The sequence below is a fragment of the Streptomyces sp. NPDC054883 genome, assembly GCF_053610645.1.
This window is the reverse complement of record NZ_JBSGYT010000014.1, coordinates 120,204-134,709: the sequence shown is the minus strand read 5'-3', so window position 1 is coordinate 134,709 and position 14,506 is coordinate 120,204. Positions and strand designations below refer to the sequence as shown.

Genomic DNA, 14,506 nt, shown 5'->3' with positions numbered 1-14,506 from the left:
AGTTCTCCCGAGGTTGCTGTCTCACCCCTCCCGACGCCCAGACAAGGGGCGGAAGGAGGGGTGACTCATGAGCGATGCCATACGGCGCTACCTCGACGAGTGGGCCGAGGACGAGCCCGTTCGCGAGCCGATGCGCCCGCAGGCCGCCGAGGCCCGCCGCAACCCCTCCCGCGACGAGAGGCGTATACGCCGCAGGATGCGCCGGTCGGGCGCGCAGGAGGAGAACAGCATGCCCATCCCTGATCGCTCTCAGCTGCTCCAGCAGATCGCGAGCGCCACCTCTCTCCCGGAACAGATCCAGCTGGTGGCCCAGCTGGATCAGCTGGAACAGCAGCAGAGGAAGAGCGCCGCGCTGGAACGGGAAGTCGACCTGGCGCGGGCCACGATCGCGGAGACGATGACGCCCATCGTGTCCCGGACGGCGCGCGGCACGATGGCGTCTGACTGGATGCTCGACCTCGCCGACGAGGAGCTGGACCCCAGCCGTCTCGTGGCGCAGGCGTCGGTCTGGTACAGCTCGGTCCCCGACTTCGTGCTGCGGGATGCGGAGGAGTTCGCGGAGCAGGCGCGCGGGCGTGCCCGGGTGCTGGCGTCGAGCATGGGCGACCGGGCGGGCGCGGCCGAGTCGATCTTCGTCGACTATGCCACGTTCCTGCGGGCTCAGGCCGCCTCGGGGCTGGACCAGATCCAGCAGACCACCGCTCCGGACGGTGTTACCAGTAAGCCGACGCCGCTTCCCCCGGAGGTGTTCGACAACTTCGCCCCTGAGGTCGCCGACATCAACGCGGGCGTGACGGGCACGGAGAACTCCAACCAGGCTCCGGCGATCCAGCAGGCGGTCAGTGGCGGCGGCAATTCCTCCCCGGAGGTGCCCGGCGGGCACAGTTCCGGTGACCAGCTGACCGGCCCGGCCCCGCAGCCTTCCCTCGGCGGTGGGGGCGGTGCTTCGGCGCCGGATCAGGCGGGCGGGCACGTCGAGTCCGGTGGCGCCCCGGCTCAGGGCGGCCCTTCGGCGGCTCCGGCCGACCCGGGTCCGGCGCAGCCCGCCAGCGGTGTCCCGCAGCCTTCGGAGCCGCGCAAGCAGGCCGCGTCGGGTCTGCCGCAGATCCAGCAGACCACCGACGTGCACGACGCTCCGGCCGCGCAGCCGCTGCCGACGACGGTTGCGTTCCCCTGGCTGCTGAACGAGGGCGAGCAGGCCGACGGCGTGACCGGGGACGCGCACTACGACCAGGGTGGCCAGGTCTCCTCCGGGCACCAGTCGCACGCGAGTCTGCGGACCCGGGCCGACCAGTGGACGCAGCCGCACCCCAGCGTGCAGCCGAACATCGCGAACTCCCCGGCGAGCACGCCGCCGAGAAACGTAGGGGAGGCCGGGTCCGGCGCGGCGGACGCCGCGAACCCGAACGCGGCGCCGTCGTTCGGCGACGCGCACGCCGCTCCCGCGTACACGCAGTCGTACACCTCAGCGCCTGCGCCGGGCCGCCCGCAGGACGTTCCGGTGTCGATGGGCGGGGACAACGGGCAGTCGCTGCACCACCAGGCGTTCGTGTCGCGGAAGGTCGCGACCCGGGAGGAGATGGGCCACCCGGACTTCCAGCGCGGTTACAAGTACGCCAGCAAGTGGACGCCGGGGACGCCGGTGGTGCGTGAGGGCTCCCCGGAGCTTGAAGCCGGGATCTACGCGGGCCTCACCGACCGCCCCGCCCATCGCGGGGCGTGGATCGCGGTGCACGCCAAGCTCGCCGAGATCGAGCCGGGCATGGCCCGGCGTATCGCCGTGCACCGGCAGTTCACGCACAAGGTGGCCGCCGCGCAGGGCCTGCCCACCGACGGCACGTACCTGACAGTGCAGGCGGCGACCGGGGTGGACCTGGCTACGACGAACCCGAGCACGTCTCCGTCACCGACCGGGGACACCCCGATCAACGGCCCGGGCCGCCCCGGTCCTCTCGACGGCGCGATGGACGCGGCGGCCCCGGCCGGAGCGGCCCCTTACAACGGCGCCGAGCCTTTCGGGCAGCCGGTGGTACCGCAGACGCCGACCGTCCCGCAGGGAACGCCGGTGCACATCCCCGACTCCGGCATGGCGTCGGCGGCCCCGGCTGGAGGCGGACTGTCGCCGATGACCGCCGCGTTCCGGCGCCGCGTGCAGGCGGGGCGTCTGGCCGCATCAAAGGGGCTCTGACGTGGCCCTGGAAGAACTCGCTGGTCTGTGGACGCAGTACGTGGAGGCATTCCGCTCGCGGGCACAGGCGAACCCGCACCAGCGCAACCTGTACCTCACCAAGAGCGATGGAAGTGACGAGCTGGTCCGGTGGGATGAGGACGGCGTGGTCTGGCTCTGCGAGCGGACCGCCGATCAGGTATCGCAAAACGTCCAGATGCTGGCTGACCTCGATCGATGCACGGTCCTGCTCAAGGCCGCGCTCAGCATGCTCAGTGACGGCGAGCGGTGTCCATTCCTGTACCCGGAGGCCGTGGACGCTGTCCGGGCCCACCTGGCAGGGGTGGACGTGGACGTCCCAGACGTCGATTTCGGCGAGCGCTACACGATGACGGAGAGCTGACTCATGGACTTCACTTCCCTGCTGTGGGATGAGACTTCGCGCGATGTCGAAGCCGAGCGGATGGAGCTGGCCCGAACGGCTGCACTTGCCGATGCGGACACCATGCTGGGCGCGCTGGTCTTCCAGGCCACCGATACCGAAGACCTCTCGCACCGCCTGGCGCTCGCCGAACCGCACCTGCAGTCCATCGCCCAGCAGCGCGGCTACCCCATGGCGGACCTCGGGGCGGACATCGTGCGCCGCTGGGAGCTGCTGCACGAGGCCCGCCGCGTCGCCGGTGTGGCCCAGGCGCGCACGGCCGCCCGACGGAAGGTGACGGCGGCGCAGGAAGCGCTGATGGACTCGGCGGTCGCGCGCCTGGCCGCGCACGCCGCGCGGGAGAACCCGATGGTGCCGATGGCCGAGTGCCTGCGGATAGCCAGCGAGGCCGTCCGCAGACACGCGGACGCCTACCCGCTGGCCTACGAATCGTGGGGCGGCACGCACGACGGGCCCATCACCGACCGGGTGAAGAAGTGGCAGCCGCCGGGCCTGGGAGGCAAGCCCCAGAGCGGCTCCGGCGCGGCCGCCGTTGCCCCGGGTGACGGCGGTCCGGACACATTCAACGAAGTCCACGACCGGCTCGACGCTCTGGACCAACAGCTCGCCAACTCCGCCCCGCCGGGCCCCTCGGGTCCCACGTCGCCGACCGCGTCCCTGGACCCGGTCATGGCGGGAATCATGCAGCGCCTCAAAGACTGGTGGAAGCCAGCACCGCAGCACACCCCCGCGCCGCAGGTCGCCGCGCCCGCTCACGTCGTGCAGCAGCCGGTCCACGAGGAGCACGTCGGCCCCTACGACCCGACGGGCTGGTGGGCCGGGTCGGCGTCCCGTGAGGCAGACGACCGCGCCGACCTCGCACAGCAGAACGCCCACGACACGCAGGGCCACAACGAATACCACGAGCTGATGCGCAACCTCGACCACGCCCAGTCCGAGATGAGCCACAAGTGGGACACCCCGGCCGCTGACCGGTTCGAAGGCCCGGCCGAACGCGCCGATCACGCGCAGCGTGTCAACGACGCCCGCTTCAACCACATGGAACAGCGCCTCGACCAGGCCGGAGCCCCGGCGCACCACCCCGCCCCCATCCAGACCAGCCTGTTCTAGGAGAGGTACATGGACCCTGACTGGGCGTGGGGAGCGATCCTCTCCACCGCGTTCGCCTACGAGATGTGGACCGTTTTCAACAAGGCCGACGGCGACACCCTGTCCGAGCGCATTCGTGCCTGGTTCCACACCACCAGCAGCCGCACGGGTAAGGCCGCGTTCGTCATCGCCTGGGCCGGGCTGACGGCCTGGTTCGTTCCCCACATCGTGTTCGGCAGCTGACACTATGCTCGTCCCGTCGCCCCTGGCTTCAACAGGGACGAATGCAGCCCCTCCCTGTTATCACCAGGGAGGGGCTGTGCTGTCTGGGGTAGGCGTTCGCCCTCTAGAGGGTGGAGGTGAGGGCCATGACGCTGCGCCCGGTACAGGCACACCAATCAGGGGATGGGATCACCATCTCGCACTGCCCGTTCTGCGGTTCGGGGCAGGTCATCGGCCGCTCGGACGGGAACACCGAGTGCTCGTTTTGCAACCAGGCGTTCCTGGTGCGGGTACAGCCGATGTACTCCGCGTACCCGCAGTCGGTGGGGGGCATGCCGGTGGACATCCCCGGAATGCCACCGGCCGGTGCGCCCGCGCCTGGGATGACTCCCGGCGACGCTCCCGTGGACGGGGCGGGAGAGCCGCCCGCTGACGGCGAGGACGGTGGCGGGGCGCCGTTCGGTGGTGACGACGACAGCTCCGACGGCGGGCCCGAGGACGGACCGAGTGGCGGGGGCGGACCGCCCTTCGGGAAGAAGGAGTCCGCCTACCGCACCAGGACTGGTCGGACGCTGGAGCGCACCGCGTACGTCGAGTATCTGGCCAGCGTTCTGGGGGAGGGCCGATGACGGTCTCGGTGAAGGCCCGGGTGCAGATCACACTCGACGGGCGAGTGTACGAGCCGGGCCAGTGGCTGACCTTGCCGGTCGGCCAGGAAGCCCGTGCGCAGGAGCTGCTGGCGTACGGGCTGGCGGATGAGGCTCCGGCCGCGCCGGTCAAGGCCCGTCGCCGGAAGGCCGATGCTCCGCCCGACGACTAAGCCGGGGCCGTCAGTCGTCACCCTCGAACTCCGGCAGACCGGTGGTGCCCAGGCACATGGGGGACGTGGCGTTGTGCATCCGCTGGACTGCGGCAGTCAGCGCTGCGGCGGCGCGCATTGCGTCGTCGCGGGCTGCGACCAGCTCGGCCATCTTTGCGTCGGCGTCGCCATTGCCCTCGATACGAAGGTAGCCGAGTTCGTAGGTGTGCATCACCGGCCGGACCGACTGTTGCACGGCCTGCTCCAACATCCCGGCCAGGTAAGAGAGGCTGCCGACCGCCTTGTACGCGTGGCTGGGAAACTCCCAGTCGCGGGCGGCGGCCCGGGAGGTGTGGTTGAAGGCCCGGATGCCCTCGGCGGCGTCTGACAGGCGATGGGCGGGGTTCTGATTCACAGGTTCTCCGGCTTGTCGGATCAAGGCGCTCCGCACATGATGCACCGCGCAGGCGGGCCGGGTGGCTGTTCTGCGGCAGCGGGCTGGCGACCTTTGGGGTTGCTGTCCCCGCCCCTCGTGGCGCCCCAAGGGGTGAGCCACCACAAGGGGAGGGACCCGGATGCCGCAGCAGGACCGAAGCGAGGCCGCGCTGAACCGGATGTCGCGCGCTTTCCGGCGCTTCTCCAAGCATGAGGGGGAGTCCGGCGAGGCGCAGGAGATGCGGGCAAACCGGCGCATCCGTAGGCAGGCGATGGACGGGGGAGGACGGTCGAGCCCGTCGGTAGGTTTCGCGACGGCGCGGCCCCGCGACCCTCTCTTCTACTGGCGGCAGAACAACATGCCGTTCCAGTTCGACGACCCGGCGCAGATGCAGAAGATGCGGGCGTATTGCCGCCTCGTCTACGCGTCGCACCCGATCGTCGGATCATGCGTGGACATTTACTCCAAGTATCCGCTGCTGGGCATGAAGATGTCCTGCAAGGATGAGCGGCTGACGGATTTCTATACCCAGCATTTCCTCGAAGAGGACGGCCTGAATTACAACAAGTTCATGGTCGATATCGGCCGCGAGTACTGGACCGTGGGTGAGGCCTGGCCGCTGGGCACGTTCAACGAGGCGCTCGGGGTGTGGGACTCCGAGGAGCTGCTGAACCCCGATGACGTGGAGGTTCAGCCGTCGCCGTTCCTGCGTGACCCCCGGTTCCTGATCCGGCTCCCGCAGCAGATGCGGGAACTGATACGCACGCGTCAGCCTGCGTGGGAGTACGCGAAGCTGATGGAGGCGTATCCGGAGCTGACGTACTACGCCGACGACAACGCCCTCATGCCGGTGTCGAATGTTCTGCTGCGGCAGATGAAATTCGAGGCGGACACGTTCAATAAGCGGGGTGTGCCGCTGTTGTATCGGGCGATGAGGGCTTTGATGCAGGAGGAGATGTTGAATGCGGCGGTCGACTCCATTGCCGACCGGCTTTACACTCCGCTGATTCTCGCGAAGCTGGGCGCGTCCGCCTCCGACCTGGGCACGGGAGTCCCGTGGATTCCGAGCCAGGATGATCTGGCCGACTTCGAGGAGGCGGTCGACACCGCGCTCGCGGCGGATTTCCGCATCATCATGAGCCACTTCGGCGTGAACATGGAGGCCGTGCTCGGGCGAGAGGACATGCCGGACCTCTCGGGCGAATTTGAGCGGATCGAAGGTCGCATCCTGCAGACCTTCGGTCTGTCCAAGACGATGCTGGCCGGTGCCAGCTCCGGTGAGACCTACGCGGCCGACGCCCTCAACCGAGACCTGGTCACGCAGATGCTGACGAACTACCAGCAGCTGCTGCACCGGCACTACCGCCAGCGTGCCCTCGTCGTCGCGGAGGCCCAGGAGCACTTCGACTACGAGGAGCGGGGCGGCAAGCGCTACGTCAAGATGGAGGAGGTCTTCGAGGTCGATGAGGAGACCGGCGAGGAACGCATCGTCGAACAGCCCAAGCTGCTGATCCCCGACCTCCAGTTCCGCACGATGAGCCTCCAGGACGAGGCCGCGCAGACGCAGCTCTTCGAGGCGCTGCGCGAGGCCGGGGTCCCGGTGTCGATGCGGACACGGCTGCACAACGTCTCCATCGACTTCGACGACGAGATCGAGAAGGCCCGCGACGAGGCCGTCGCCCTGGCGGTCGTCGAGCAGGAGACCCGCAAGGCGTCCTACGTCGCCCTGCGGGACAAGGGTCTGCCCATTCCGATGGACCTGCGGGCCGACTTCGAGCCCCGCGCGCTTCCGGAGCAGCAGGATCCGATGCAGCTGCAGGCCGACGGTCTGAGGGTCCCTCTCCTGGGCCTCGATCCGACCGGCTCCCAGCCGACGCTCGCGCCGACGATGCAGGACCTGACGACCACTCCGGCCGACGGAGGGGTGGTCGAGCCCGGCTCGGTGCCCGAGCCGGTGGACGCCGACCAGGGAGGTTCCCGGCCGCCGGAGTCCGATGAGCAGCGCTCCAGCATGCCGAAGTCCGGCTCCCGCTCCCCCTACGAAACCAGTTCCGGGATGGAGAAGACGAACCTGTTCCACAACGCCGGGCGCATGCGGGCCCTGGCCAACAAACACCGGCCCAAGGCGCTGGTGCCTCCCAAGGCGTCTGCGGACGGGGACGAGCAGGACAAGGGGGTGCCGGAGGCCGTGGAGCGGCGCGAGCCGATCGGCCTGTATGGCGGCCCCCGTCACGTGGGCATGCGGCGCCACGTGACTGAGATGGACATCAACGAGGAGTGGCAGGTCTGATGGCGTTCACGATGATCCCGGTCACCAGGACCTACCTCAACGGCGCGGTTCCGCGTACGGGCAATGTGCGGCTCCAGCTGGTCGGTCCGCTGTTCAACGGCGGTGCGATCGCGGACTGCCAGCCGCTGGTGGCGACCTTGGACGCGCAGGGCAAGATCGCGGTCTCCGTCCGTGCGACGAACGATCCGTCCACGCTGCCCCCGGGCGGCGGCACGCTCCAGGTGACGGAGAACATTTCCGGTCTGGCCCCGGTCACCTACTACATCGCCGTGCCGTACGACGGCGGCCCGATCGACCTGGCGACCGCGCCCAGGCTGGACCAGCCACTCCCGGCGGCGACGTTCTTCCAGCCGGTCAACGAGCGCGGTCTGCCGGGCGGGTACCCGATCCTGGACGGTTCGGGCCGGGTCCCCCACGACCAGCTCCCGCCCGACCTCGGCGGCGGCGGTGGAGGCGGTGGGGCCGGTGGCGGGGTCGAGATCAGCGGCGCGGCCACCGACATCCAGCCGCTGGGTGTCCGCTCGGCCGGTAGCAGCGGCAAGGCGGCCGATGCCAGCCACGTCCATGAGGCTCCTGCCCTGCATGAGATCAAGCCGCCGACGGCAGCCGTGGACCTGAACGGGCAGCGGCTGACGAATCTCGCCAACGGCGTCAGCCCCCAGGACGCCGCGACCGTCGCGCAGCTCGGTCAGTCCGCCCTCGGATGGATCAACGTCACGGACCGGGGCGCAAAGGGGGACGGGGCCACCAACGACACGGCCGCCCTGCAAGCCGCCCTCAACGCGTGCCCGCCCGGAGGGATCGTCTACCTGCCCCGTGGCGTCTATCGGACTGCCGCGCCTTTGTCGATACCGCCGGGCGTCATCCTGCAGGGCAGCCACGCGAACCTCGCCTCAGGCGTCAGCATGTCCGACCCGGCCTGCTACATCCAGCCTCTCGCCAGCTTTGTCGGCTCGGCTGTCATCGTCCTCAAGGACCAGGCCAGCGGCGCCTACAGCAGCGTGTCGTCCGAGCAGCGCATCAACGACGTCATGATCGACGGCTCGACCCTGGATGCCAGCAAGCCGGTAGACGGCATCAGCGCCTCGGGCGACGTCCGCAACGCCGTCATACGGAACGTCACCCTGCGCAAGATGTCCGCCAACGGCATCGTCACCAGCGGCGTCGACAACGTGTTCCCCTCGAACTGGCGCCTGCACTCCGTGGTCGTCGACTCCTGCCGGGGGAGCGGCATGAGCCTCAGCCGCCTCACCGGTCTGACGATGATCGCCTGCCAGGCCATCTCCTGCTGGGGCTCGGGCTTCGTTCTGTCCAACCTGGCCAACAGCCAGATCAGCTCCTGCCGCGCCGAACTCAACGGCGGACACGGCATCTACCTGACCGGGGCCTGGGGCAACGGCGCGGGTTCCGGCGGCATGCTCCTCGACTCGTGCTCCACCGACCGGAACTTCGGCGACGGCACCCGCATCGATGCGACAGGCGCGGCCCCCATCACCATCAGCGGACACATGGCCCGCCGCGACGGCCGCAACGGCGGGTCGGGCGGTGGCAACTATGCGGGCCTGGCCGTACTCGGCGCCACCACGCCCCTGATCGTCGACACCATCTCCTGCTACCCGGGCGTGGACGACAACGGCACGGGCTCCTCGTCCCCCCAGTTCGGCATCTACCTCACCGGCGCCTGCCAGGTGCAGGTCGGTAGCGGCTACCTGCACGCGGCCACCGACGGACTGCGTGACTCGTCCGTGGGCGGGTCCGTCGCCATCGGCGCCGAGGTCACCACCCTGACCGGACCGACCACCACGGCCACCGCCCGCCAGCGGCGATTCAGCCGGGAGACGGTCTACACCATCAACGACCTGCTGGGGGTCAACCCGTTCTTCGTCGCCCACCGTGGCGGCGGCATGGAAAGCCCCGAGCACACGATGCTCGCCTACGAAACAGCCGTCGGCAACGGCCTCAAGGCCATCGAGCTGTCCGTCAACATCACCGGCGACGGCACGCCCGTATGTATCCACGACCCGAGCCTGGACCGCACCACGAACAAGACCGGGAACCTGTCGGACTGGACGTACCCGGCGGCCCGCAACCTCATCCGCACCAACGCCAAGCCGCTGCTCGGGCCGAACTGGGAGGAGCAGCCCCTGCCGACCCTGCGGGCCGTCCTCGACCGGTTCGTCGGCCGATGCGTGATCTTCATCGAGCCCAAGACGAACGCGGCGCAGCCGGTCGTCCAGCAGATGCTCAACGATCATTTCTCGCACGCCTACCGCAGCATCGTGTGGAAGCAGCACTACCTGGCGACCGGATTCGCGTGGGCCAAGGCGCGCAACATCCGCACCTGGGCGTACGTGGACGCCACCACCACGGATGCCCAGATGGACGCCATGGTGTCGGCGCCGGACATGTGGGGCGTCCCGCACACCATGACCGACGTCCGCATCGCGCAGATCGTCGCCCGGGGTCTGCCCACCATTTGCTGGGAGGTGCACCGGCGCTCGGATGTCACCCGCCTGACCGCGCTCGGTGTGCAGGGGATGATGTGCGCCCAGCCGCAGCACGTCCTGCGCACCACCCCCGTCAGCCCCGCCGACGACTGGATCACCGGTGTGAAGGCACCGGGTGACATGGGCACCGCCCTCTACAACAACAACCGGGCCCTCCAGTACGACACCAGCGACGGATCGGTCTACTTCAACACGACCGGCGCCGCCGCCGTGATCGGGTCCCGTTCCCTGACGTCCTTCCCGGCCGCCGGGTACCGGGTGTCCTTCGACATGAAGTACGAGGCGGTCCCCGCAGCCACCGAACACGCGGGAATCGCGTTCGGCAAGCTCTCCGACGACGCCTACCAATTCGGCACCGCCAACGCGAGCGGCGGCTACCACATGGCGCTACGCGGCTCAGGTGACCTGCAGCTGTACGCGCACACCGCTGGAGTCACCTCGGGTACGCAGCTTGGCACCACCCAGGCAACCACGGCCCCCGTCGCGAACACGTGGATGACCTTCCAGGTGGATGTCACCCCGACACAGGTCATCGTCCGGCGGACCGACGTCGAACCCGACGTCCAGGTCGTCAGCGGCAACACCGACTACCGGGGCGGGTATGTCCACCTGACCGCCGGATCGGTCAGCTCGCTCACGAACCGGCCCCGCTGGCGGAACTTCCGCGTCGATCCGCTGTAGGCGCATTGCTGTCCAGGACCCATCGGGCCTCCCCAACAGGTGAGAGATCTCCTCACCACAGCTGGAGGACCCGATGGGCGACCTGCGCCCGGACACCGCGAACCTGACCCAGGCCGAGCAGGCCGCCCTGCTCGTCCGCACCGACAACGGCCCGACCCTGCCGGACGAGGCGCAGCTCCTCGCCGACGAGTTCGGCGACCCCAACGCCGACGGTGTCTACGGCGCCCCGGTGGCCGGGGGTGCGGACGCATGAGCCTCGAAACGATGATCGCCCAGGCTGAGAAGTCCCTGGGTCTGGGTGAGCCGAACTTCATCCAGGACTGGTACCGCGAGCGCAACGGTGCCGACTACAGCGGGAACTTCGCCTGGTGCGACGCCGCGATCACCTACTGGGCGACCCAGGCCGGAGAGCGTGAAGGCGTTCTCTTCGACACCGACTACGCCTACACCGTCGCGCACGCCGCCCGCTTCCGCGAGGCCGGGCAGTGGACCGCCATGACCAACGGCATCGCGGCCAGCGGCATCCGGCGCGGCGACATCGTCTTCTTCGACTGGGACGGCTCCAGCGAGATCGGCGCCATCGACCACGTCGGCATCGTCACCAGCGTCTCGGGCGGCACCGTCTACACGATCGAGGGCAACACGGCCAACGTGTGCGCCCGGCGCGTGCGCGGCGTCGAGACGATCGCCGGGTTCGGACGCCCCCGGTACAGCGCCGATGACTCGGCCAACGCGGCCCAGCCCTCTGGCGTGGCCCGCTACAAGGTGACGATCAGCGGCAAGGAGTACGGCTACGGCGCCCGTGGCACGCAGGTCACCGCTGTCGGGCAGGCTCTGGTCGCGCGGGGCTTCGGCAGTCACTACACCGAGGGCCCCGGTCCCGAGTGGAGCGACGCCGACACCCTGAACTACCGCGACTACCAGCTGAGCCTCGGTCTCTCCGGTGACGACGCCGACGGCATCCCCGGGGCGAAGAGCCTCGGTCAGCTGCTGGGCGGCTCGGCCCCGGCGACCGCGCCGCCGTTCCCCGGCCGCCAGTTCTTCGTCCGGGGCGCCAGTAACGCCTACGCCAAGCAGCTCCAGACGTGGCTGCACCAGGGCGACTGGGGTCCGCGCTACAAGGTCGGCCCCAGCGAGACCATGACGCAGATCGACCTGGACAAGGTCAAGGCGCTCCAGCAGCACTATCTGTCGGCCCTCGGCCCCGCCGACGGTCTGGTCGGGCCCAGGACCTGGCAGTACGCGTGGGAGGTCGCCAACGGCAAGCGCGCCAAGTAGCGGGGTGCGGCCAGCAGGGCCCCGGAAGCGGTGAATTCACGCCCTTCCGGGGCCCTCGCGCTGTCCGGGGCGGGCTCTCGGACGGCCAAGGGGTGAAGAAGGGCCGACCACGTACGCAAGGAGCGCCATGACCACCCAGCCCGAGCCCACTTTGGGGCAGCTGTGGCAACTCATCGAGCGCGACTCCCAGCGCACTCGGGAGCAGGTCCAGCAGACCCTGACAGAAGTGAAGACCCGCCTGGACTCCTTCATGACCAAGGAGCTGTGGGAAAGCGAGAAGCGGCTCCTGGAGCAGCGCATCGCACAGGCCGAGGACGAACTCCACGCCTTGGAGGCCGGGCACAACGCCCTCAAGCACAAGTTGGACCAGGACGCCGAGACCGCCCGCCAGGCGCTGCACGCCGAGATCCGCTCACGCCGCCAGAACGCCCGGGAGTTCATCTACAAGGGCATCATCCCGGTACTCGCGCTCCTCACGGCGGTGGTCTCCCTGTACCTCGGCAGCCGCTGATTCCTGTCTCACCCCGGCGTAGTTCGCCCAAGGGGTGAAGAAAGACCTGAGGAGGATCGTGTGGGCATCCAGCCTGAACTACCGCCGCGCCATCGACACCAGACGCTGGCTATGCAGCGGCTGGCCGCACGCCCCGAGGACTACTGGGACTTCCGGCCCGAGCAGCGGGTGCAGACCACGGACGGCTTCACCGGCACCGTGACGGCCGTCCTGGACGGCCCGTACCCGGGCAATGAGGAGTACCAGGTCACCCTCGACGGAGGCATGGGCGGCGGCGCCTACACGGCCTCGCAGCTGCGCCCGGCCGCCGTCACCACGGCCGCGATGGAGCAGACGGCCGCCGCCGACTACCCCGAGCTGGCAGAGATCCTGGTTGCCAGGCCCGACCCGGCGCTGCAGAAGGTGTACGCGGCCCGCGAGGACCGGCAGGCGCGGTGGGGGCGCGCCCCCGAGCTGTTCACCTCCCTCATCGTCACGGCCGCTGCCGACGCCGACTTCCGCTTCCACGTCACAGCGGCCTGGAAAGACGTCGTCGCCAAGGCCAAGAGATTGCGGTCCGAGGGCCGGGTCCGTGTGACCTTGGCCAGTGACGGGATGGTGTTCGCCGAGATCAAGGGCGACCACCACGTGTACGAGACGGGCCTGCAGCGGATGCCCGGTCGCATGGCCGCGCACTCGTGGTCCTGCGGCTGCAAGTGGGGCGCCTACCACTGGGGCGCCGACGACGACTTCTCACGGTTCGCGGGACGGATGTGCAGTCACGCGCTTGCCCTGCACTACGAGGCCCAGTCCCAGGGCATGTTCGGCCGCGACATCCACGCCAACGAGGACAAGCCCTCCTGGGTACCGCGCAAGGTAGTCGTCCGCTACGACATCGACTCGGACGTCAATCGGCTGGCTCCCTCGACCGCGAGCATCGCCCGCGCGGTTGAAAAGCAGCTCGCCGAGGCTCCGATGCTGGTGGTCGCCCGGAGGGCCGCCGATGCCGGAGAGGATCCGCAGGAGCTGTCCCTGGCACTGGCTTCCGTCGGCTTGCGGCAGCGGACCGCTACAGCGGGTGCCCCGTTCGGCGAGCCGTCCGGCACTTCCCACCAGCTGCCCAAAACACCGGGCGCGACGTCGCCGAGGACGCCATGGGAGAACCCGGCTTCGGCCGGACCCCTGGCCGGTTCAGACCCGGTGGGGTGGAACCGGCAGCTTCCGCTGGAGAGCTACAGCGCGGCGCTGTTCGAGCCTGGCGGCACGCAGGCGACGCTCGACAGCGAGCCCGAGGGAGCCCTCCCGGCGACTGACGGAGTGCAGATCCCCTCGGAGGACGAGGCGCTGACGCCGTCGATGGCTGGCCTGCGACGGCAGGCGTTGAAGGACTTCTCGCTGGCCGAGCGCCAAGAGCTGATCAGCGAGGGCGAGAACGTGCGGGCGGCCAATCTGGACCGTCTGGACATCAAGGGAACCCACTACGCCGACCTGGAACAGATCCTGGCGGCCCAGGAGGACGACACCACATGGCTGAGCTGACAGACGACGTCACTAACACCGCCGTGCTCTCCGAGCAGGCCAGCAGCATGGTCGACCCGTTCGCAGGCGATTGCCAGCGTTTCGCGTGGCCGCGCGAGGTGAACATCGGGCAGCTGCAGGTCGAGGTGAGCGCGGCTCTTGGTGACGAGGTGCGTCTGGTGGTCAGTCCTCCGGTGGTGGCGGAGGGCGGCACGGTGGCGGTAGATGCGCAGAATCCGCTGATCGTCTTCGTCACGCCCGCGTCGGCGGACTTGGCCGCCGTGCGGAGGATCCTGGCCGCCCACGCGCCCGACCCGTACTACGGCATATCTGACCTGGAGCGGCAGAAGATGCAGCTCCGGGAGAAGGTCCGCAGCGGTGCCGATCTCTCGCTCGCCGAGATGCAGGAGGCCATGCGGATGCTGCTCTCCTGAGCCTTTCCGGTCGAAAAATGCCCTCCCATGCATGGCATGGGAGGGCTCTTTTATTCATACAACTCCCCATGAACTACCTGAAAGTTCAGGTAAAGTGCGCGCACCGAGCGAGGGAGGAAGAATGGCGTTCCGGCTGACGGGACCGCTGACACT

Annotated in this window: 14 protein-coding genes; 13 read left to right on the top strand and 1 reads right to left on the bottom strand. The window is 69.2% G+C overall.

What is annotated here, in order from left to right; translation table 11 throughout:
• Window positions 1–67 precede the first annotated feature (67 nt).
• The 6 genes from ACWGH1_RS13735 to ACWGH1_RS13710 all read left to right on the top strand — a co-directional run bounded on the left by ACWGH1_RS13735 (window position 68) and on the right by ACWGH1_RS13710 (window position 4,740).
• Window positions 68–2,188 carry a hypothetical protein gene (locus ACWGH1_RS13735; protein WP_453351600.1) on the top strand — a complete coding sequence of 707 codons (2,121 nt, stop codon included), beginning with the start codon at window positions 68–70 and terminating at the stop codon, window positions 2,186–2,188.
• A gap of 1 nt (window position 2,189) precedes the next feature.
• Window positions 2,190–2,570: a hypothetical protein gene (locus tag ACWGH1_RS13730; RefSeq protein WP_453351599.1), complete on the top strand. Its 381-nt coding sequence runs from the start codon at window positions 2,190–2,192 to the stop codon at window positions 2,568–2,570.
• A 3-nt stretch (window positions 2,571–2,573) separates the two neighbouring features.
• Complete coding sequence (locus ACWGH1_RS13725; RefSeq protein ID WP_453351598.1) at window positions 2,574–3,719, top strand: hypothetical protein; 1,146 nt, start codon at window positions 2,574–2,576, stop codon at window positions 3,717–3,719.
• Between the two features lie 9 nt (window positions 3,720–3,728).
• Complete coding sequence (locus ACWGH1_RS13720) at window positions 3,729–3,941, top strand: hypothetical protein (protein ID WP_453351597.1); 213 nt, start codon at window positions 3,729–3,731, stop codon at window positions 3,939–3,941.
• 125 nt (window positions 3,942–4,066) lie between these two features.
• Entirely contained in the window at window positions 4,067–4,549 is a 483-nt protein-coding gene (locus ACWGH1_RS13715; protein WP_453351596.1) for a hypothetical protein, read from the top strand.
• Window positions 4,546–4,740, top strand: coding sequence for a hypothetical protein (locus tag ACWGH1_RS13710; RefSeq protein WP_453351595.1), 195 nt, complete (start codon window positions 4,546–4,548; stop codon window positions 4,738–4,740). Before ACWGH1_RS13715 ends, ACWGH1_RS13710 begins: the two co-directional genes overlap by 4 nt.
• 10 nt (window positions 4,741–4,750) lie before the next feature.
• Here ACWGH1_RS13710 and ACWGH1_RS13705 read toward each other — a convergent pair whose 3' ends face one another.
• The gene (locus tag ACWGH1_RS13705) at window positions 4,751–5,134 is read right to left on the bottom strand and encodes a hypothetical protein (protein ID WP_453351594.1); all 384 of its coding nucleotides are present in this window, start codon (window positions 5,132–5,134) and stop codon (window positions 4,751–4,753) included.
• Window positions 5,135–5,294: 160 nt separating this feature from the next.
• Between ACWGH1_RS13705 and ACWGH1_RS13700 the strand changes: the two genes are divergently transcribed.
• The 7 genes from ACWGH1_RS13700 (at window position 5,295) to ACWGH1_RS13670 (ending at window position 14,353) form a co-directional block, all read left to right on the top strand.
• Window positions 5,295–7,445: a hypothetical protein gene (locus tag ACWGH1_RS13700; RefSeq protein WP_453351593.1), complete on the top strand. Its 2,151-nt coding sequence runs from the start codon at window positions 5,295–5,297 to the stop codon at window positions 7,443–7,445.
• Window positions 7,445–10,633 carry a glycerophosphodiester phosphodiesterase family protein gene (locus ACWGH1_RS13695; RefSeq protein WP_453351592.1) on the top strand — a complete coding sequence of 1,063 codons (3,189 nt, stop codon included), beginning with the start codon at window positions 7,445–7,447 and terminating at the stop codon, window positions 10,631–10,633. Before ACWGH1_RS13700 ends, ACWGH1_RS13695 begins: the two co-directional genes overlap by 1 nt.
• A 73-nt stretch (window positions 10,634–10,706) precedes the next feature.
• Window positions 10,707–10,886 (top strand): hypothetical protein, encoded by a 180-nt coding sequence (locus ACWGH1_RS13690; protein ID WP_453351591.1) that lies wholly within the window; start codon window positions 10,707–10,709, stop codon window positions 10,884–10,886.
• Window positions 10,883–11,911 (top strand): peptidoglycan-binding protein, encoded by a 1,029-nt coding sequence (locus tag ACWGH1_RS13685; protein ID WP_453351590.1) that lies wholly within the window; start codon window positions 10,883–10,885, stop codon window positions 11,909–11,911. Before ACWGH1_RS13690 ends, ACWGH1_RS13685 begins: the two co-directional genes overlap by 4 nt.
• A 127-nt stretch (window positions 11,912–12,038) precedes the next feature.
• The gene (locus ACWGH1_RS13680; protein ID WP_453351589.1) at window positions 12,039–12,422 is read left to right on the top strand and encodes a hypothetical protein; all 384 of its coding nucleotides are present in this window, start codon (window positions 12,039–12,041) and stop codon (window positions 12,420–12,422) included.
• Between the two features lie 60 nt (window positions 12,423–12,482).
• Entirely contained in the window at window positions 12,483–13,940 is a 1,458-nt protein-coding gene (locus ACWGH1_RS13675; protein WP_453351588.1) for a hypothetical protein, read from the top strand.
• The gene (locus ACWGH1_RS13670; protein ID WP_453351587.1) at window positions 13,928–14,353 is read left to right on the top strand and encodes a hypothetical protein; all 426 of its coding nucleotides are present in this window, start codon (window positions 13,928–13,930) and stop codon (window positions 14,351–14,353) included. Before ACWGH1_RS13675 ends, ACWGH1_RS13670 begins: the two co-directional genes overlap by 13 nt.
• The last annotated feature ends 153 nt before the right edge of the window (window positions 14,354–14,506 follow it).